Consider the following 19,724-nt stretch of genomic DNA (forward strand, 5'->3'; position numbering starts at 1 on the left):
TCCGCGAGGGTCAGGCGATGAGCAGGCAGCGCTGCCAGCGTCCGGAAACCGATGAGGACACCGACCACAGGGCGGCCGCGACACCGGCCGCGCCCACCAGAAGGTCCGGATTGTCGATGGGCGGGTGGTGCGGTTCGCTGTTGCGCACCCCGAACGGCAGGTCGGGGTGGCACGCGTCCACCACACGTTCGGTGAGCCACGGCAGCGACGCGCGCAGGGAGGCGCTCCGCGTGCTGCGTGCGGCCGCGGCGGTGATGGCGAGGACCCCGGCCAGACCGTGGCACAGCGTCGCCGAGTACGCGTGCCGCCCGGCCCGGATGCGCCGCAGCGACGCTTCCAGCGCGGTGGTCGCGAACTCCCTCAGCCTGTCGTCGCCCGTGGCGTGCGCGGCCTGGAGCAGAGCGCTCGTGATCCCCGGCGCTCCGTAGCACCAGGCGGCACGCGCCGGGCTCTTGACCGGTGTCTCGTCGCCGTCGGGGCCCAGGGGCACCCCGGTCGGCCAGTCGACACCGAACTCGTCCTGCACGGCGGTGGCGCAGAGGTACGCCGAGGTCCGCTGAACGGCGGTGGCCAGGCCCTTGCGCCGGTATCCGGCCCGCCACGCCAGCGACAGCGCGGCCAGCGGCCCGGCGAGACCATGGGCAAGGCCGAGGTTGACGTACCCGTGCGGGTACTCCTCCAGGTACTCGGGCAGCGGGTAGTACCGGGGCGGGATGACCCAGTTGGGGGCCGCGTCCCGCCGGGTCGGCAGGCACAGCTGGACCAGGTGGTCGATGAGCAAGTGGGCGCCCTGCCGCAGCGTGGCACGGGGCGCGGGCACGGACACCAGATGGCCGAGGATGCCCGCGCTGCCCTGGATGGCGTCGTAGTCGCTGTCCCGGACTCCGCCCTCGCCGACCGTGAGCGGTGCGGCGGCGAGCTGGTCCAGGAGCTGGCCGTGCAGCTTGCCGAGGGCCTCGCCGTAGCGGGGTTCGTCGGCGGCGAAGTCCGACACGACCAGGGCGAGGCCCGCCGTGCCGAACCCGATGCCGGGGCCCCGCACCGGAGTCTCCCGTGTGCTGCGCACCGCCGTGGCGAGGCGGGCGCGCGCCGACCGCGCCCAGAACTCCGCGGATTCGGGCAGCGCGCGGGACGCCGTGCGCAGCACCAGGGCGACTCCCGCGTCCCCGGCGAGCAGGGAGCTGCCGAGTCTCGCACCGGGTGTGTTCGGGTCCGTGGGCGACGCGGCCACGGTTGCCGTGACGTGCTCGGGGTCGGCGATCCGTGTGGCGAGGAGACGCGCGGTGTCGTGGGCCCGCTCGGCGAGCGGTCTGTCGAGCAGCGCGTCGGCCACGACGGCCGCCCTCATGCCGTCTCCCGGTTCCCGCTCGCGCCCCAGGCATATCCGAAGGCGTCGAGGACGTGTCCGTACCGGCTCTCGAACTGCTGGGTCAGTCGAGGGGTGAAGGCTTCGCGCCAGCGGCCCGCGCGCCCCTTGTTGAGCGTGAACGACTTCTTCCCGAGCATCGCGTCGGCCACCGACTCCCGGTCCACGTCCAGACCGAGCCAGTCAGCCACCTTGCCGACGGCGGCGAGCTGCTCCGCACGAGTGCCGCCGCCCCGGGGCCCGACCAACTCCTCGAAAGACACCTTGCACACCTGGGGGTGCCGCAGCAGCGTCATGGCGGACTCGAAGTCGTCGAGGAGGGGCATGTTCGGGTCGGTGATCGCGTAGGCGAGCTTGTCGGCCAGGGAATCGATCGATTCCATCGTCGGGCCGAAGACAGCGGATTCCGGATACCTGATGAAGTCGAGCCCGTTGCTCCGGGAGAAGAAGTTGACGAGCGAGAGCAGGGCGTCCCGCGGGTCCCGGTAGTTCAGGATGACCTTGGGATTCCCGGTGTGGAGCCACTCGGCGAGGAATGTGTTGTCCATGCGCCAGACATCCACCGAGTGGAAGATCCAGCTCATTCCCGCGGGGGTGGCGGAGAACGGCGAGGTCCAGAAGTCGGTGCGGGTCTTCAGCTTCAGGACGGAGTCGGGGGCGACCGACTCCACCTGAGTGAGCGGCGCCACGGCCAGCCTCACCTGCCAGGCCCACGCGAGCTCCTGCCACAGCTGGTCCGTCGTGCGCAGGAACTCCGCCCGGTCGCGCCGGTGGTCGAGCCCGGCCAGCTCGTCCGGGTCGAGGTAGCGCTCGGCCAGCTCCTGCCGTTCCGTGATGCTGAAGGCGGGCCGACCCTCGCGTGGCGGCACAGGCTCTCCGTACACCCGGAAGCCCAGCTGCACCATCAGTTCCTGGATGAGGTGCGTTCCGCTCTTGCGCGGAGATATCACCAGTACGCGTTCGGTGGTCATGTCTTCCTTTCTCCTGGAGGGAGCGGCCCTCCGGCGGGAGGGCCGCTCCGGCGATCTCAGATCAGCACAGCCGGCAGGACGTGCTGCCCCCGCAGAAGCAGAGGGAGAGGGAACAGGTCCCCTTGCAGGAGAGCCAGTTGCTGGATGAGCCTTCGGGCGAGTGGATTTCCGTGTTCACGGCGATCCGCACGTCCAAGTCGAATTCGTCGACCGCGTCGAACTCGTCGGCTCGGGTGGGCGTTTCCACAACCGCGTGCGTCATTGCTCCGCCTTCGATGAGAGAGAACCCGGCGCGGGATTTCCGCACCGGTGGCATCGTCATGCGCGGCGCGTCCCGGTCACCAGGGGCGGTTGTCCCGATGGTGTCCCGGGACAGGTGAGTCGGGCTGGGCGGTGGTCGCCTCCCACCCCGCGCGCGTCAGTGCCTCGCGCTCAGCGGTTCGCCGGGCATGCGGCCGAGGGAGGCGTTGGGCTGTCAGCGAGGGCGGGGCTGTCGGCGTCGGCCATGTCCAGGGTGGGGTCGTCGGCGATGGCGATGGGGGGCGCCGTGGCTGGTGAGGCCGCCGCCGATGCCCGCGGCGAGGAGGCCGCCTTCGCCGCCGACGATGTCGTGCCGGTTGGCGGCCTGGTCGAGCTGGATGCCTAGCTCGTCGCCCGAGGTGTAGACGGCGTTCCTGACCCACCGACCATGGTCGTTGGTGAGATCGGCTGAGTAGGCGGCGATGGCAACACTGAGGATCTTCCAACCTGTCGAGAGTAACGGTGAGTTGGACGGATCTGCAGAACGGCGAAGCTCCTGGTGGACGAGTTGTCGACCAAGATCAACCGTCGTTCCAGGAGCTCCGTGTGCTTGTCTGCCTGTCGGCCATCGCTCTGTCCACCGCGCACCTGCGCCACCTGAGCCGGGAGTTGGCGGCACGTCGCCGGGAGACAGGCAGTCGGTGGCGGCGGCCGACTGCCCGACGCCAGGTCCTGCTCGCCCTGGCTCATCTGCGGTGCGGCGACACGTATGCGCAGCTCGCGGCCGGGTTCGGCATCGGGATCGCCACCGTGTACCGCTGCGTCCGCGAGGCGATCGACGTTCTGACCGTGCTCTCACCGACGCTCGCCGAGGCGATGGTGACGGCTCGTACGAAGGCGTACGTGATCCTGGACGGCACCGTGCTGCCGATCAGCCGGATCGCCGCCGCCCGGCTCTACTGCTGCGGCAAGAAGCGGCACCACCGCGATCGTCAAGGCCGTCCTCGCCCTTCACCTCGCGGCCGCGTCAGGATGAAAAACCCTCAGTCGTTCACGACGGGCCTGCCGTGACCGGGGCACAGCGGTGCCGCACCGGTCTCCGCCATGGCTCGCGGACCTTTGGCCCGGTCCCACGGGTAGCGTTGCGCCTTGCGCGGCACGCTTTTGAGAACAGGGCGGCGAATGACGGTCTGCCGTCTCGACCGGTATCCGGCTCGGCCTCGACGCGCCGACGGCCGGGGTCAGCGCCAGTGGTTGTTGCTGGTGTGGTTTCCGGCGAGCCAGCGGGCGAGGTCGGCGTGTGCTGTGGCGCGGCGCTCGGCGTCGATCTTCTCCACGTCGGGGTGGTCGACGGCGAATTCCAGGATGAGTCCGTTGGGGTCCGTGATGTACAGCGAGACGCAGAACCCGTGGTTGATCACGTGAGCGTTCGACTCCGGGTACTCGGCCGCGTTGATGCGCTTGAGTATGGCTTCCTGGGTCTCCGCCTCGACCTTGAGAGCGAGGTGGCGCAAGGGGGTGGAGTTGATGTCGGTCTTGAACTCCTCCTGGTCCTTGGGGTCGGCGAACTGGAAGAAGGCGAGCGCGCTGCCGTCGGCCAGACCGTACAGGGCGTGGCTGTAAGCGCGTTCGGCCCCGGACAGCACCTCGCGCTCGGTCCACGCGGCGACCAGGGGCAGCCCGATCACGTCCTCGTAGAAGCGCCGGTTGGCTTCCTGGTCGTCGGTGATCCAGGCGTGGTGGTGGAGGCGGAGCGGCATGGTCTGGCTCATCGCGGGTCATCTCCGTTGGTCGGATGGGGTGTTGGGGCGGATACCTGGGTGGTTGCCCACGCTCTGGCCAGCATGCCGCTCGAATCGATTGAACGTTAAATCAAATCGGGCCATTGTTGACGCGCCGGGGCATCGGCCGCCCGCCGACCGTCCTGTCAGGGCGGAATCGGATGGCTGGCGTTGGCCGAGGTGTGCGTCGGGGGTCATGCGCGCCGGGGCGGGGTGGCCGTCCGGCACGGAGGGGCCTTGGGGTCAGGGGCTCCGGCCAGGCTCGATGCGGCTGTCTCCCGCCCGTTCCGGCGGCCCACCGCCCAGGTGGCCGACGCGGGATCACCGGGCCGACGGTGGCGAGAAAAGGTTGAATCCTAATCTACTTGGGGCGTCGTCCCGCCCTAGGGGCTGGGCCCGCGACCGCCCGGCGGCCCGGGCCCAGCGGACCGACCGCCGCCGGCGTCCTGGCAGGGGGTGCGGTTGCTGCCGACGCTCAGCATGCGGGCCGAGGCGGCGCTGCTGTCCGCCCTCCTTGTGTCCTTCCCGCTGGCCGTCGGCTCCTCCCTGGCCACGGACTTCTGGCGCCGCTACCTCCTTGAGGACGCCATGGAATCCACGGGCCTGCGGGGCGATGCGGCCGCGACCTTCGCCCGAGGCGTCAAGTCGAACGCGGCCGAGCTGCCCGCGGGGATACGTCAGTACTGCGTCTCCGGCAGACCGAACGCGCGCGGGGCGGACGGTGTCACCTCCCGTGCCGACCGGGACGGCACCACGGATCAAGGGGCGCTGTCCCTATGGCTGTGGCCTGAGCTGCGGGGCGGGATCGGCAGGCACCGGAGTCTGCGCATCGTCCACCCCGAGTATCCGACGCCCTCGCCCCACCGGCTCGTCACCGTCAACGACCTGAAGAGGGAACAAGCCGAGCTGGACACCGTGGCGCAGTGGACCGTCGGCATCGCGGCGGGACTGGTCCTGCTCACCGCGGCGGGAGCCTGGTGTGTCGCTGGTCGCACCCTGCGGCCCATGGAGGCCATCCGGCGGCAGTTCACGGAGCTGAGCACCCACCGCCTCGACCAGCGTGTCCCCGTACCGAAGCGGAACAACGAGATCAGCCGACTGGCAGTGACCATGAACGACACGCTCATGCTCGCGCGCCTCGACCCGCGGGCGAACCTGACGACTCCGGGAAGCCATTCCAGCAGAGGAACGTGCCCGAGTCCTCGGGTACTTCACCCGCCTCGACGAAGCACGCACCCACCACACCGGCGGAGCCGGCCTGGGCCTGGCCATCGCGCTGGCCCGTGCGATGCCGAGCGCCTCCACACCGGCCTGGTGCAAGGCTCCGCTGAGGGGGTTCTGGATGACGGGCTCGCGCTTCGGCGAGGTGGAGGGCTACGGCGGGGTGCCGCTCCCGGCCCCCGAGCTGCCGCCGGTGGCGTCGAAGCCTCGGGGGCGCGTGTGCGCTGACCCGGGCGGAGGTGGTGGACGAGATGAGCCGGCTCCGCCTTCCGCTCAGGGCGGGCTCCCGGAAGCGGCGATGCCGCTCGCGCTGCCGGGGATCGCGCGTTCCTGGGCGCGGATCTTCGAGAGGTCGTCGTAGAGCTGCCGCAGGGCCTCGGCGCGTTGGTCGGGAGGGAGGACGGCCACGCGGTCGACCCGGTCGACCAGGCTGGTGTATCGGGCCCGCATGTTCAGGTGCCAGCGCCAGCGGGAGCCGAAATCGAGTGCGCGCAGCAGCGCGATGAGGAAGGTGGCCACGCCGGCTGCCACGCGGGCCCAGGTCGAGTAGCCGACAGGGAGGACGGTGGCGGCGGTGGTCGCGGCCAAGGCGAGCCCCGTGCCCCCGTTGTGCCAGGCCGAGTCCACTCGGGCTCCCCGCGCGTGCGGCCTTGCCGCCTCACGCAACGTGGCCCGCAGATCGTCCGCGGCCTGTGCGGTCCCGCTTTCGTCGACAGCACCCATCGTGTGTGCCCCTCCCGCGGACGACAGTGAGCCAAGATTCAGCGCCTTCGACACATGAGGTCAAGTGGCCTCACCGCGGGCCGGGCATCGCGTGGGTGCGGCCACCGGCGCGCGGCGGTCGCACCCACGCGGGTGGGTCAGGAGCGGGTCCACACCTGGGTCGCGGCACCCGTGCAGACCGTCTGGCGCACCTCACGGCGGCTTCCGGAGGGCGCCGCGCCGTCGTCGAGGCACAGGCCGCTCGCGACGTTCTTGACGGTGACGTTGTTGTTGCCCAGTTCGATGAACTCCCAGCGCTGCTGGGAGACGTTGTCGCAGGGACGCTGGACGACGTTGGTGCCGGGCGTGGCACTGAACACCTGCATGCACTTGTTGGAGTGGGCGGCTCTCATCAGGGACGTGGGGTTGTCCACCTCGAAGTTCAGCGAGAACCGCTGGTGGGCCTTGCCGTTACAGCTGAACTGCTGGAGGACCGTGTTGTCCGCCGACGAACCGGCCTGCACGTCGAGGCACTTGCCGGTGCCCGCGTTCCGGAACGAGTACTGGCCGGAGACCCCGGCGTGGGCCGGGCCCACGAGCACGGCGGTCGCCGCGAGAGCGGCGCTCGCGGCGATCCCGGCACGGACGGTGAACGAGCTGCTGAGCTTCATGTGCGGTCATCTCCCTGACATCGGATGCGGATGCTGGCGGGGGCCGTCCGGTACCGCGTGGCGGGCCCGGGTCGCTTCCCGTTCGCGGCCGAGTCTCGCGGGGGTCCCACCCGCCCCTCAAAGCCTTTCGAGGCACATCGAAACCAGGCACAAACGTGTGCTCCCGGGCGGGGCTGGGTACCCGGCCCGGCCTGCAAGCGTTTCCCCGTACCACCGGAGGCACCGTGAAACTCTCAACGCTGCATCCCCTCGTCGAGCGCCCCGGCCCCTGGGCCAGCGTGTACGTGCCGGTCGTCACGGCCGACGAGTCGACGCTCCGGCGCCGGGATCTGCGGGCTCGGCACGTCCAGGGCGAGTTGCGGCGGATGGGCGCCGACGAGGGCACGCGCCGCGTGGTGGACGACGCCCTGTCCGCCCTCGCGGACGAGCGGCGGAACTCTCCGTACGTGCTGTTCGCCGCGGATGGTGACCTCGTGTGCGCCGAACCGCTGGCCGAGGGGCCGCCCGGGGACGCTCCGTCCGTGTGGTGGTCGCGGCTGCCGCGCCTGACCCCGCTGCTGGAGTACGCGCACGACGAACCCGACTGCCTGGTCGCCTACGTGGACCGGGCGGGCGCGGACATCGAGCTGCGCACGCCCGCCGGGCGGCGGCCCGTGGGGGAGGTCGAGGGCAAGCAGTGGCCGCTGCATCGCACGGCCTCCGCGGACTGGTCCGAGCGCCACTTCCAGCTCAAGGTCGAGAACACATGGGAGGAGAACGCGAAGGCGATCGCCCACGCATTGGCGAGCTGCCAGGAGCAGACCGGCGCCGAGCTGCTGGTGCTGGCGGGCGACGTGCGCGAACGGAGTGCGGTCCACGCCCATCTGCCCGCCCAGGGGTTCACCCGTGTAGGGGACTCGGAGCACGGGGGACGCGCTCGGGGAGCGGACGGGCGCCTTCTCGACGAGGACGTCAACCGCATCGCCGCCGACCACGCGCGTCACCGGACCGACGGCCTCCTGGACCGGTTCGGCGACGGGGGAGACGGGATGGAGCACCTGGAGGCGCTGGTGGAGGCCGCCCGGGAGCACCGCGTCGCCACGCTCCTCGTCCGCCACGACGGCCCCGACGCCGCGCGGGAGGTCTGGACGGGGACCGACCCCGACCAGCTTGCCCTGCGGCGTACGGATGCCGCGGCGCTGGGCGCCGAACAGCCCTTCGCCGCCCGCGCCGACGACGCGCTGTTGCGTTCCGCCGTCGCTACGGGCGCCGACGCGGTCCTCGTCCCCGCGGACTCCGCCCACCCGGTGGGCGGGCTGGGAGCACTGCCGCGCTGGACGTACTCGTGACGTACCGCCGGTGGACGTCATGGCGGTCACGCCTCCCCGCCCGGCGAACGCGGCCGTGCCGTGTACGTCGTTCTTGCTGATGGTCTCGATGAGGTAGCGGCCCATGCCGTTCCAGCCGAAGACCGTCTCGGTGATGACGGCTCCGGTGAAGACGGCGGGCACGCTGAACGCCACGGAGGCCGCCGTCGGGATCAGCGAGGCCCGCAGCGCGTGCCTGCGGACGGCCTGAGCGCGCGTGAGTCCGGTGGCCTGGGCCGTGCGCACGAAGTCGGCGTTGATCGTGTCGAGCAGCAGCGAACGCTGTGTCAGGTGGTAGCCCACGTAGCCCATCAGCGTCAGGGTGAGCGTCGGCAGGAGCAGGTGAGCCAGTTCCACCAGCGCTGCACCAGCGGCGTCGCGGGGTCCAGGTTGTAGGGGGCGAGAGCTCGGGAGATCTGCCCTTCGTCGGGGGCGGGACGCACGTCCTTTACATGTGCGGTGGGGCTTTCTCTGGGCGTGCGGGTGATGTGCCACCAGGAGGGGCGGATGTCAGCTTGATGTGCCGTGGGCGGCTACGCCAGGTTTTGGCCGGTTCTGCAATGAGGCCGCAATGTAGCCGTATACATGCAATGTCGCTGTAGCGAAATGACTTCGCGTAAGGCGCAGAACGGTCTGATGCGGGTGCTCAGTTCGCTGAGGCTCCCTCGACCGGGCCCCACTGCCTGATGGAGGCGCATCGCAAGGGTTCTGCTGCGGCCGGGGATTACTCAGAGACGCGGCTCGGGGCAGTAAGGAATTTCCGATGCGGTGATAGGGGAACCCTCTCGCCCCTTCAAATGCCCGGTGGATTGGGCTGCTTATGATGTGCGTCGGAGGTGGTTCGCCGTGCGCATGGAACAGTTGGAGTACCTGGCAGCAGTCACACGGCTGGGTTCTCTGCGTCGCGCCGCGGAGGAACTGCACCTGTCGCAGCCGGCGCTGAGCGAGACACTCCGCAATCTGGAGCGGGAATTGGGAGTGGAGCTCCTGGAACGCAGGCGTTCCGGGGCGAGGATCAGCGACGAAGGACGCGAACTGCTGCCGCACATCACCGAAGTGCTCGACGCGGTCGACCGGCTGCGCCAGGCAGCCGACGGCCAGCACCAGGTGAGCCGCAGGCTGCGCCTGGGCACGGTCAACGCGGCGACGGCCACGCTCCTCGCGCCGGCCATACGCGAGTTCGGCGCCACCCACCCCTCGACACAGGTGGAAGTGATCGCGGACCGGCAGGACGGCATCCAGCAACACCTCACGGAGGGAAGCTTCGACCTCGGGGTGATCAGCTACCTCCGGGACGACGACCCGCCACCCGGCCTGCACACCACCGAGCTGCTGCGCGGACGCCCGGTCGTCTGCGTCCGCCGGGACAGTCCGCTGGCGGCGCTCGGCGCGGTCACCGTCGCCGACCTGCTGGCCCAGCCGCTGATCGTGATGCGGTCCGGCTATGCCATGCACCGCTACGTCCACCGGCTCCTCGGAGGCAGGACCCCTTCCTTGTCGTACGCGACCGACGGCGCCGAGATGTGCAAGCTGATGGTGGCCGAAGGGCTCGGAGCCACCGTGCTGCCCGACTACAGCGTGCTCGACGACCCGCTGGAACGCAGCGGCACGATCACGTGCCGTCCCCTGGCGGACGACTCCACCGAGCTCCGCGTCGTGATCCATCGGCGCCGCGCACGCTCGGTTCCCACGGCGGAACGAGACCTGCACGCCATACTCGTCCGCCGGGCCGCGGAACAGCGCACGAGCCGCGCGGTCGGTGAAGGCGCACGGGAAGCGTGAGCGGCTCTTCCGATACCTGTACGGAATGGGGGACGTTCGCATCCCAGTGCTGTCCCATGCCTTCCCTTTCGGGACCAAAGTCCCCAGGAGGAGGGACCTATGGTGACCGTTGATCACGCTTGATTCGGGCAGGAGCGGATTGGTTATCGTTCATTCGGCATGGCGTCAGAGGGCTCTGGGGGGAGTGCTTTTGGCGCCGCTTGGAGGTTGCTATGCCTTTACCGGAACCCGAAGCCACCGAGAAGCAGCCGGAATTCGAGAGAGGGGCCCACAGAGAGGGGGCGACCACGGAAACCGGAAAGAGCGCCGGTGCGGGTGGCGGTCCCCCGGCACACGCGTCGCACGCGATGAACGCGACGAACTCCGAGTTCGTCGTGCGGAAGTACCACGAAACGATCCCGATGGACCTCCTCTTCCGGGGCGTCGAGCCGGCCAAAAGGCCACCGCCGCGGACGGCCACCGCGGCCCCAGGACCGGCCCGCCCCGCCAGGACCCGTCGGCTCGTGCCTCCTCCTCGGCTGGAGAAGGACCTCTTCGAGCGGTGCGGGCCCGCTTGCTCGGGGTGGTGGGCGGTGCTCGTCGCGCTCCTCGCGGTGGCCGGGGCGGGCGCGTTGGTCTGGTCCGGCGGGCTCGTGCCCGTACGGCTGACGGAGCTGCTGCGGCTGCCCGATCGGTCCGCGGACGGGCTCGGCGTCCGGCAGTGGGGCGCCGTCGGCGGCTGCGGGGCCCTCGCGCTGCTCGCTCTCGGGGGGCTCACCCGGGGCCGGGTCGGCTCCGCCTGGGTGCTTTCGCTGTTCGGCCGCTACCGGGGCACCGTCCGGCGCACCGGCCTGGTGTGGATCAGCCCGCTGACGTTGCGCCGCCGCGTCGACGTACGGCTGCGGCACTGGCGCAGCGAACCGATGGCCGCGGTCGACGCGCAGGGCGTGGAGCTGCGGGTCGTGGTGCTCGTGGTGTGGCGGGTCACGGATACCGCGCGGGCGCTGTTCGCGGTCGACGACTACGCGGCGTACCTGCGTGAGCAGGTCGAGGCGGTGACCGCGCGGGTGGTCTCCCAGCTGCCCGCCGACGCGTTCGGCGAGGTCGGTGCCGACATCGAGACCCTCAGGGACGCCGAGGCGGTGGGGGAGAAGCTCAGCCGGGCCCTGGCGGCCGAGTGCCGGGCGGTCGGGATCGAGGTGTTCTCGGCGCGGCCGACAGGGATCGCGTACGCGCCCGAGGTCGCGGCCGCCATGCAGCGCCGGCAGATCGCCGCGATCGACGCCCGACACCGCGACAGCGTGATCACGTCGGTGCTCGACGCCGTCGACGACACCGTCAGCCGACTCACCCAGCGAGGCCTCGTCGCTCTCGACGACTACGAACGCAAGGCCCTGGTCAAGGACTTGACGGTGGCCTTCTACACGGCGCGCGGCACCGCCGTGGACACTCACTGAAAGGAACCTCCGTGCGGACACCCGAATTCACCGAGGAGACGCCCGTCGACTGCGCCTGCGCGGCCTGCACGGCGGCCTGCGCGGGAAGCCCCTCGCGCACGCGCGCCGACCGGCGCTGCACCGTGCGCGGCGCCGTCGTGGCCGCCGTCGGCGCGGCCGTCCTGGTCGGCACCGCCACCGGCACCGCCTCGGCCGAACCCGCCCCGAGCCATGCCGGCTGGGACGGCTCCAAGTACTGGTACAAGGACGCCACGGGCTGGTGGCGCTGGACGTCCCACTACGACAAGTACGTCGCGCACTCCGGCCGCGACGCGAACGCACCGAAGGGGGCGGGAAGTTCACGGCCCGGCCGGACCCCGTCGTCCGAGCCGACGTTCCGGGGCCGCGCCGGATACGACGCCGCCGACGGGGTGTACTGGTACCGGAAGAACGGCCACTGGCACTGGACCGCCCACAAGGGCAAGTACGAGCAGCACGCCGGTGGTTCGCCCACGAGCTCGTCCTCGCGGGGCAGCCGTGGGCACAACCCCCACCCCACCTTCCGCGGCCGAGCGGGCTGGGACGCCACCGACCGCGTGTACTGGTACCAGCGCGACGGCGGCTGGTGGTGGACCAGTCACCAGAGCAAGTACCAGCGGTACGCGGGTGCGCCGACGCCCTCGGGCGGCTCCTCCTCCGGTCGTTCGCCCGTCTTCAGCACCCCTCATCGGCACGGCACCGAGGCCGCCGTCAGCTTCGCCATGGCCCACCTCGGCGACGCCTACGCCTGGGGTGGCAACGGCCCGCACAGCTGGGACTGCTCGGGCCTGGTGATGGCCGCCTACCGCACCGCCGGGATCTCGCTGCCCCGGGTGGCCGCCGACCAGTACCGCGCCACCACCCCGATCGCCGGCGGCGACCTGCGCCGCGGGGACCTCGTGTTCTGGAGCGGCGACGGCAGCTCCTCCGGCATCCACCACGTGGCGATCTACCTGGGCAACGGCCAGTACCTGGAGGCCCCGCGCCCCGGCAAGCGGGTCCGGATCTCGTCCTTCGAGCGATACCGCCCGAACCTGTACGGCCGGGTGCGTTAGGTCGTCCCGTCCAGGCCGCCGTCGAAGGCGGCCTGGACGGGATGGTTCCCGCCGTCGTCCGCGCTCATCGGCCGGGGCCCGCCGAAAGGGGCTTCTTGCAGCAGGTCAGCGTCTCGGCCCCGGCCGGGCCCCGGCTCTGCCCGTCGTCGCGGACCACGTCGGGATCTTGAGACCACGAGCAGCCCGTGGCAGGCTCATGCCGCATGATCGATGACTTCGCGAAGAGAAACCTGCACGGGAGACTGCGGCGGGACCGCAAGGCGCTGCTGTGGAAACTCGACGGCTTGTCCGAGTACGACGCCCGTCGGCCTTTGACAGCGACCGGGACCAACCTCCTCGGCCTCGTCAAACACGTGGCCGGCGTCGAGGCCCGGTACTTCGGCGAGGTCTTCGACCGTCCTTCCCCGGAGCCGCTGGTGCCGTGGCAGGACCACGACGGCAGCGATCTGTGGGCGAGTGAGGACGAGACCCGCGAACAGATCACCGGGTTCTACCTGCGCACGTGGGAACACTCGGACGCGACGATCGACGAGCTTCCCCTCGACGCCCCCGGCCACGTGCCGTGGTGGCCGGAGCCTCGTCCCAACACGAACCTGTTCGCCGTCATGGTCCACGTCCTCGGCGAGACCAACCGGCATGCCGGGCACGCCGACATCCTGCGCGAGGGCCTCGACGGCCGGACCGGAATGCGCCCCGAGCACCAGACACAGGTCGACGAGGAAGCCCGTGCGGCCTACTGGGCGAGGATCGAGCAGGCCGCCAGATCGGCCGCGCCCATCGAGGCCTAGAGGCCCCTTGCCGTTCCTTGACGCTCTGAGTGGGTGGAGTATCGCGGGCGTATCAAAAAGCGCATACGTCCCCGCAACAGGCCTGAGTCTTCAGTGGAGTCGTGGAAGCGGCCCCTCGGACAAGGCCGGAAAAGGTCGGACAGGGCCGGACGAACCAACCGGAGCTGTTGCGGCCGGTTCATCCGGGACAGGGCCTCACGACGAGCGCACTCGCGAAGAGGAGCAGGCATGGCTGAGGGCGGGGCATGGGACCGGCGTGCGCTGTTACGGGGAGCCGCCGTCCTGACCGGCGCCGTCGCGGCCGCGCCGCTGCTGGGCGGGACGGCCACGGCGCTGGCGGGCAGCGGTGACGCCGACGCGCTGTTCAAGGCCGGGAAGTTCGAGCAGGCCGGTCGCGCGTACGAAGAGATCCTGAAAGCGGACCCCGAGAACCTGCACGCGGCCCGCCGTCGCGGCCATGTCGGACTGCTGGCCAACGAGTTCCCCGCGGCCGAGAAGTACCTCAAGACGGCAGTCCAGTTGGCGCCCGACGACAAGGACGCCCACCTCTTCCTGGCCGACTGCTACCTGCGGCAGGACAAGCTCGCCCTGTCCGCACCGCACTGGCGAGCGGGTGGCGAAGAGGCCTACGCCAAGTGGTTCGCGGCCGTCCGCGGCGAGCCGTACCAGGTCCACGGTGACACCGCGCGGCTGGCGTGGAAGCAGATGGACCCGAACCCGCTGGTGGAGGCCTCGGTCAATGGCGGACCGCCGAAGCCCTTCGCGTTCTACACCGGCGCCTCGAATCTGAGCCTGACCGCGACGGAGGCCAAGGAGGCCGGGCTGAGCCCCCTCGCCAGCCAGAGGATCGACTTCGAGGGCCGTTCCCTCTGGGCGCACTACGGAGTACTGGATTCCTTCAGGCTGGGTGACATCGAACTCCGGAACGTCCCCGTGGGGTGGTCGACGACGGAGTCCGGCGGAGACGTCGACCCCACCACCGACGGTGGTGGCGGCATGATCGGCACGTGGTTGTTCGCCCACTTGCTGACCACCTTCGACTACGCGGGCCGCCAGCTGATCCTGCGCCGCCGCACCCCCGAAGCGGCCAGGAAGGTACGTGCCGCCGCCGCACGGGCGGGCGCCGAGCCCCAGCCGCTGTGGCTGGCCGAGCAGTATCTGCACACCAGGGGCAGCATCACGGGCGTCGGCGGTTCTCGCGCCGGTGTGGTGGGCGTGAACTTCGGCGGAAGCGGGGGCGAGAGCGCCGCGGTCGTGTTCGGGGACACGGCCGAGCGGTTGCGGATCCGCGCCGACTACGAGCGCCCGATCGGGACGTTCGCCCACAGTCACCCGGCCGTCACCTACCCCTGCTACCCGAAGGAGATCCGCCTCGGCGACGCCACCGCCGAGGACATCTACTGCGAGACGCACCCCCAGGCCGCGCTCACCCCCTACGGGTTCGACGTGCGGGCCGCCTTCTTCCACACGTTCCACAAGCCGTACCACGCGACCCTCGACTTCACGGACATGAAGCTCTACATCGCGCGGGGCGAGGCCACTTGATCATCGGGGCCGTACGGGGGCAGAGGGCCGCCGCCCCACCACCCTGCGCGGGCCACCCGTAGGAACGTGCGTCCTGGGCACATCTCTAGGTGAAGGATCACTGGGAGAGGGAGGGCCACGCATGACAGGGCAGACGACCGGCCTGCGCACCGGACAGCCGGTGTACGGGTGCATGGGGCTCGGCGGCACCTGGGACGACGTGCCGTACACCGCCGCGGACATCGCGCACGCCGAAGCCGCTGTCGAGGCCGCGCTCGACGCCGGCATGACGGTGTTCGACCACGCCGACATCTACCGGCGCGGCAAGTCCGAGGCGGTCTTCGGCGAGTTGATCGACCGGGCGCCCGGGCTGCGGGAGCGCATCGTCCTGCAGACCAAGTGCGGCATCCGGCAGGCCGACGGCCGCCACCCCGGCATGTACGACCTGCGGAGCTCACACATCCTCCGGAGCGTCGAGGAGAGCCTCACCCGTCTGCGCACCGACGTGATCGACGTCCTGCTTCTGCACCGGCCCGACCCGCTGGCCGACCCGCAGGACATCGCGAAGGCCTTCGCCTCCTTGCACGGGCAGGGTCTGGTGCGGCACTTCGGTGTGTCGAACATGAGCGCCGCGCAGATCACACACCTCCAGAGCCACCTCGATGTCCCGCTGGTCGCCAACCAGTTGGAGATGAGCCTGGGCAGCCGGGACTGGGTCGAGGCGGGCGTCCTCGTGAACACCCCGGCCGCGGCCGAGACGGGCTTCCCGCACGGGACCGTCGAGTACTGCCAGGCCCACGAGATCCAGCTCCAGGCCTGGGGCGCCCTCGCCCAGGGCCGCTACACCGGCGACAGTGACTCACCCACCGCGCAGCTCCTCTCCGGCCTCGCCGCACGCAAGCGGACGACACCGGAGACGATCCTGTTGTGGTGGCTGCAACGCCACCCGGCCCGCATCGCCCCGGTCATCGGCACCAGCCGACCCGAACGCATCCGCGCCTGCCGCGACGCCGTCGGCCGCGAGCCCGAACTCACCCACGAGGAGTGGTACGACCTGTGGGTCACCGCCCGTGGCGGTCCCCTGCCGTAAGCCCGCCCCTCGGGCTTCCCCCGTCCGCCGGGCGAGTAGCGGCTTCGTGAACGGCGAGTTGTTCGGGGGTGCCCGGGAAGGTGGGACCGCAGCCCGCGGGGAGGTGCTGAACCGTCATGGCGATGGCCTCCTCTGCGGTGGCTGCCGGTCCCACTGACTGGGTTTCAGGGGGCTGCGGACCCAGAACCCCAGATGTCCCGGGCGACAGGTTTCGGACCTGTCGGGTGGCCTGGCGTGCCCTCTCGGCGGCCTGAATCGTCGCCGCCGCCCACCGCATCGCCTCCTGGAACAGGCGGGCTTGCTCCGCCTCGGCGCCAACTCCCCATGTGGCTTGATCTGTTCGGTCTTCTGTGTGACCACAGAAATACATGGACGCTTCATTGATTGAAAGGCGTCCCATCGGGCACAGTTGTCTAGACCACATCGCCGTCATCTGAGATGGGAATCCGCATGCCCACAAGAGACCGGCTCCACCGAATCCTGCTGCCCGCAGGGATCGCCCTCATCGTCGGCGCCACGATCGGCGCCACCCCCTCCACCGGCGCGACGGCCGGGACGAAGACCGGCACCCCCGAGGCCTACGACCTCGTCATCCGGGGCGGCCACGTCATCGATCCGAAGAGCAACCTCGATGCCGTGCGCGACGTCGCCGTGAAGGACGGCAAGATCGCCAAGGTGGCCGCGAACATCGACGCGTCCGCCGCGAAGCAGACCGTCGACGCGGGGGGCAACTTCGTCACGCCGGGTCTGATCGACCTGCACGCCCACCTGTTCAACGGGCCGGAGGACGCGTACGCCAACGGCAAGAACGGCGTCGCCCCTGACGGGTTCACCTTCCGCTCCGGTGTCACCACCGCGGTGGACGCGGGATCCGCCGGTGCCTCCAACTTCGACCTCTTCAAGAAGAACACCATCGACCGTTCCAAGACCCGTGTGCTCGCCTTCCTGAACATCGTCGGCAAGGGCATGGCGGGCAACCCCGCTGAGCAGGACCTCAGCGACATGAAGCCGGGCCCGGCCGCCGAGAAGGCCCGCCAGTACCCGGACACGATCGTCGGCATCAAGACGGCGCACTACGAGGGGCCGGAGTGGACGCCGGTCGACAACTCCATCCAGGCGGGCAAGGACGCAGGCGTCCCTGTCCTCGTCGACTTCGGTGAGCCCCGCCCCGAGCGCCCCCTGAAGACGCTGCTCACCGAGAAGCTGCGCCCGGGCGACATCTACTCGCACGCCTACTCCGGCAACCGTGGCGAGCTGGGTCCCGACGGCAAGCTGAACCCGGCGATGCAGCAGGGACGTGACCGCGGCGTCCTCTACGACGTCGGTCACGGCGGCGGCAGCTTCGGCTGGCGGGTCGCGGTCCCGGCGCTGAAGGAGGGGTTCACCCCCGACGCCATCTCCACCGACCTGCACATCACCAGCATGAACTCGGGCATGAAGGACATGACCAACGTGATGTCCAAGTTCCTCGCCCTCAACATGCCGTTGAAGGACGTCATCAGCGCTTCGACGTGGAAGCCCGCCCAGTCGATCAAGCGCCCCGACCTGGGGAACCTCTCGGTGGGCGCGCCCGCTGACATCGCGGTGTTCGCCCGCGAGCAGGGCAACTTCGGGTACGTGGACAGCTTCGGCTTCCGCGTGGACGGCACCCAGAAGCTGTCCACGGAGCTGACGGTCCGCGGCGGCCAGGTGGTCTGGGACCTCAACGGCAAGACGGCGAAGAAGTACACGCCGAGCGCGAAGCCGGCGGACGGGCCGATCGGGCACTGAGCGGTTCGGTCCACGTCGCCGCCCGTTGCCGGACACCGCCTCGACGGGGTGCTCGGCGACGGGTGAGCGGGGGAGGCTCGGCCCGCACCGCGGGCCGGGCCCTTCCGCCGTTGGCCAACCACACGCTCTCCGCCGCAGCCGCAGCCGCGGTCGCCGGGGAGGGCTGCCGCGCCGAGGTCCCTACCAGGCCTTCGGCCTCGACGTAACCGCATGAACGAGCCAACATGCACCACCCCTCGGCGCCCCCTGTGCCGCATTGACCCCACAGCTGCGGCCGGCCGTCGCTGAACGCGGACGGCGGCTACCTCGCCCTCGTCGTCCGACAGCCGACGACCGGCCACGGAGCACACGGCCCGGCCCCGACGCTGCTGCTCGGGAGGCCCGGCCGCGTGCTAGCGTGGGGCGTTTGCAGCGTCGCTGTGCCGGAGCTCCGTTCGGTGCCCCGTGCCGGTGGCCGCGTCCCCGCCGCGCCTTCCTCGGTACGGTCCCCTCGGAGGAAGGCTCTCTGTGAGCGAATCAGCACGTACCGACGCCCGGCCGCAGGACGAGGCACCGGAGGCCCCCGCGGCGGCGTCCTTCGCGGACCTCGGGCTGCCCGCCGCGCTGCTGCGGGTGCTCGACGAGCACGGGGTGACGGTGCCCTTCCCCGTCCAGGCGGCGACGCTGCCGAACGCGCTCGCGGGACGGGACGTCCTCGGCCGCGGCCGCACGGGGTCCGGCAAGACGCTCGCCTTCGGCCTGGGAATGCTCGCCCGGACGGCCGGGCGGCGCGCACAGCCCAAGGAGCCGCTGGCCCTCGTCCTGGTGCCCACCAGGGAGCTGGCGCAGCAGGTCGGTGAGGCACTCACCCCGTACGCCGAGGCCCTGCGGCTTCGGCTCGCGACCGTGGTGGGCGGCGTGTCCATCGGGCGGCAGGCCGCCGCGCTGCGGGACGGCGCCGAGATCGTCGTCGCCACGCCCGGCCGTCTGCACGACCTCATCGCGCGCAAGGGCTGCCGTCTCGGGCGGGTGCGCATCGCGGTCCTGGACGAGGCCGACCAGATGTGTGACATGGGGTTCCTGCCGCAGGTCACCGAGATCCTGGACCAGGTGCGTCCCGACGGGCAGCGGATGCTGTTCTCCGCCACCCTCGACCGCGACGTCGACCAGCTCGTGCAGACCTATCTGCGCGACCCCGCCGTCCACTCCGTGGACCCGCCGTCCGGCGCGGTCCCCACGATCGAGCACCACGTCCTCGTCGTCCACGGTCCGGACCGGTACGCCGTGACCACGGAGATCGCCGCCCGGGACGGCCGCGTCCTGCTGTTCCTCGACACCAAGCACGGCGTCGACCAGCTCACCCGGCACCTGCGGGCCAACGGCGTGGCCGCCGCCGCCCTGCACAGCGGCAAGGCACAGCCGCAGCGCACCCGCACCCTGGCCCAGTTCAAGAACGGGGAGGTCACCGCGCTGGTGGCGACGAACGTCGCGGCGCGCGGCCTGCACGTCGACGACCTCGACCTCGTGGTCAACGTCGACCCGGCCACCGACCCCAAGGACTATCTGCACCGCGCGGGCCGCACGGCCCGGGCCGGCCGCTCCGGCACCGTCGTGACGCTCGTCCTTTCGGGACAGCGCCGCGAGACGAGCCAGGTCATGGCGGACGCCGACGTCACCCCCAAGGTCACCAAGGTGCGCTCCGGCGAAGCGGAGCTGAGCCGGATCACCGGCGCGAGGACCCCCTCCGGCAAGCCCCTCGACGCCGGGGCCGCGGCTTCGCGCCCCAAGAACCACAACGCCCCCTTCCGCGGCCTGGGCAGCACCAAGGACGCGAAGGGCGGCTCCGGCTCCGGCACCAGGTCGTCCCGCAAGACCAGCGAGGCCCGCAAGCTGGCGGAGGCCCGCCAGGCGGCCCGGGTGCGGCGCGGCGGCTGAGCCCGGCCTCGCGGGCGGGGGCGTACCGCTTGAGGAAACGGTCGGAGTG

Annotated in this window: 15 protein-coding genes and 5 pseudogenes; 12 read left to right on the top strand and 8 right to left on the bottom strand. The window is 70.9% G+C overall.

Features of this window, described 5'->3' with window-relative positions; translation table 11 throughout:
• Positions 1-10: 10 nt before the first annotated feature.
• The 3 genes from MQV74_RS35245 to MQV74_RS35255 form a co-directional block, all read right to left on the bottom strand.
• Positions 11-1,348, bottom strand: a complete 1,338-nt coding sequence (locus MQV74_RS35245; RefSeq protein ID WP_242727124.1) for a lanthionine synthetase C family protein — start codon at positions 1,346-1,348, stop codon at positions 11-13.
• Positions 1,345-2,337, bottom strand: a complete 993-nt coding sequence (locus MQV74_RS35250) for a sulfotransferase domain-containing protein (RefSeq protein WP_242727126.1) — start codon at positions 2,335-2,337, stop codon at positions 1,345-1,347. Before MQV74_RS35250 ends, MQV74_RS35245 begins: the two co-directional genes overlap by 4 nt.
• A 61-nt stretch (positions 2,338-2,398) precedes the next feature.
• Complete coding sequence (locus MQV74_RS35255; protein WP_242727128.1) at positions 2,399-2,659, bottom strand: hypothetical protein; 261 nt, start codon at positions 2,657-2,659, stop codon at positions 2,399-2,401.
• Between the two features lie 524 nt (positions 2,660-3,183).
• On the opposite strand from MQV74_RS35255, the pseudogene MQV74_RS35260 reads away from it, so the two are divergent.
• Positions 3,184-3,561: pseudogene (locus MQV74_RS35260) on the top strand (helix-turn-helix domain-containing protein); the annotation flags it as partial.
• A gap of 257 nt (positions 3,562-3,818) precedes the next feature.
• On the opposite strand, the gene MQV74_RS35265 reads toward MQV74_RS35260, so the two are convergent.
• Entirely contained in the window at positions 3,819-4,349 is a 531-nt protein-coding gene (locus MQV74_RS35265) for a VOC family protein (protein WP_242727130.1), read from the bottom strand.
• 597 nt (positions 4,350-4,946) lie between these two features.
• Here MQV74_RS35265 and MQV74_RS40955 point away from each other — a divergent pair.
• Positions 4,947-5,468 (top strand): annotated as a pseudogene (locus tag MQV74_RS40955) (HAMP domain-containing protein); the annotation flags it as partial.
• A gap of 229 nt (positions 5,469-5,697) precedes the next feature.
• Positions 5,698-5,799: pseudogene (locus tag MQV74_RS35275) on the top strand (pirin family protein); the annotation flags it as partial.
• Between the two features lie 53 nt (positions 5,800-5,852).
• On the opposite strand, the gene MQV74_RS35280 reads toward MQV74_RS35275, so the two are convergent.
• On the bottom strand, positions 5,853-6,302 hold the full coding sequence (locus tag MQV74_RS35280; protein ID WP_242727133.1) for a hypothetical protein: 450 nt from the start codon (positions 6,300-6,302) through the stop codon (positions 5,853-5,855).
• Positions 6,303-6,439: 137 nt separating this feature from the next.
• Positions 6,440-6,952 (bottom strand): RICIN domain-containing protein, encoded by a 513-nt coding sequence (locus MQV74_RS35285; RefSeq protein WP_242727135.1) that lies wholly within the window; start codon positions 6,950-6,952, stop codon positions 6,440-6,442.
• Between the two features lie 224 nt (positions 6,953-7,176).
• Between MQV74_RS35285 and MQV74_RS35290 the strand changes: the two genes are divergently transcribed.
• Positions 7,177-8,280: a baeRF2 domain-containing protein gene (locus tag MQV74_RS35290; RefSeq protein ID WP_242727137.1), complete on the top strand. Its 1,104-nt coding sequence runs from the start codon at positions 7,177-7,179 to the stop codon at positions 8,278-8,280.
• A 111-nt stretch (positions 8,281-8,391) separates the two neighbouring features.
• Here MQV74_RS35290 and MQV74_RS41540 read toward each other — a convergent pair.
• Positions 8,392-8,610, bottom strand: a pseudogene (locus tag MQV74_RS41540) (ABC transporter permease subunit); the annotation flags it as partial.
• Between the two features lie 534 nt (positions 8,611-9,144).
• Here MQV74_RS41540 and MQV74_RS35300 point away from each other — a divergent pair.
• The 6 genes and pseudogenes from MQV74_RS35300 to MQV74_RS35325 all read left to right on the top strand — a co-directional run bounded on the left by MQV74_RS35300 (position 9,145) and on the right by MQV74_RS35325 (position 15,991).
• Complete coding sequence (locus MQV74_RS35300) at positions 9,145-10,080, top strand: LysR family transcriptional regulator (protein WP_242727140.1); 936 nt, start codon at positions 9,145-9,147, stop codon at positions 10,078-10,080.
• 731 nt (positions 10,081-10,811) lie between these two features.
• Positions 10,812-11,516: pseudogene (locus tag MQV74_RS41545) on the top strand (SPFH domain-containing protein); the annotation flags it as partial.
• Positions 11,517-11,527: 11 nt separating this feature from the next.
• Complete coding sequence (locus MQV74_RS41250; RefSeq protein WP_242727142.1) at positions 11,528-12,589, top strand: C40 family peptidase; 1,062 nt, start codon at positions 11,528-11,530, stop codon at positions 12,587-12,589.
• Positions 12,590-12,792: 203 nt separating this feature from the next.
• Positions 12,793-13,377 (top strand): DinB family protein, encoded by a 585-nt coding sequence (locus MQV74_RS35315; protein ID WP_242727144.1) that lies wholly within the window; start codon positions 12,793-12,795, stop codon positions 13,375-13,377.
• A 228-nt stretch (positions 13,378-13,605) separates the two neighbouring features.
• Complete coding sequence (locus MQV74_RS35320; protein WP_242727146.1) at positions 13,606-14,922, top strand: tetratricopeptide repeat protein; 1,317 nt, start codon at positions 13,606-13,608, stop codon at positions 14,920-14,922.
• 121 nt (positions 14,923-15,043) lie between these two features.
• A complete protein-coding gene (locus tag MQV74_RS35325) occupies positions 15,044-15,991 on the top strand; it encodes an aldo/keto reductase (RefSeq protein WP_242727148.1) in 948 nt (315 codons plus the stop codon).
• Here MQV74_RS35325 and MQV74_RS40965 read toward each other — a convergent pair.
• Positions 15,963-16,424 carry a DUF6193 family natural product biosynthesis protein gene (locus MQV74_RS40965; protein WP_308402340.1) on the bottom strand — a complete coding sequence of 154 codons (462 nt, stop codon included), beginning with the start codon at positions 16,422-16,424 and terminating at the stop codon, positions 15,963-15,965. The two genes, MQV74_RS35325 and MQV74_RS40965, sit on opposite strands and share 29 nt — an antisense overlap.
• A 17-nt stretch (positions 16,425-16,441) precedes the next feature.
• On the opposite strand from MQV74_RS40965, the gene MQV74_RS35330 reads away from it, so the two are divergent.
• Together MQV74_RS35330 and MQV74_RS35335 are read left to right on the top strand one after the other, a co-directional pair.
• Positions 16,442-17,761 carry an amidohydrolase/deacetylase family metallohydrolase gene (locus tag MQV74_RS35330; RefSeq protein WP_242727151.1) on the top strand — a complete coding sequence of 440 codons (1,320 nt, stop codon included), beginning with the start codon at positions 16,442-16,444 and terminating at the stop codon, positions 17,759-17,761.
• Between the two features lie 507 nt (positions 17,762-18,268).
• Complete coding sequence (locus MQV74_RS35335; RefSeq protein ID WP_242727159.1) at positions 18,269-19,675, top strand: DEAD/DEAH box helicase; 1,407 nt, start codon at positions 18,269-18,271, stop codon at positions 19,673-19,675.
• Positions 19,676-19,724: the final 49 nt, after the last annotated feature.

Source organism: Streptomyces sp. AN091965 (assembly GCF_022698285.1).
Taxonomy (GTDB): domain Bacteria; phylum Actinomycetota; class Actinomycetes; order Streptomycetales; family Streptomycetaceae; genus Streptomyces.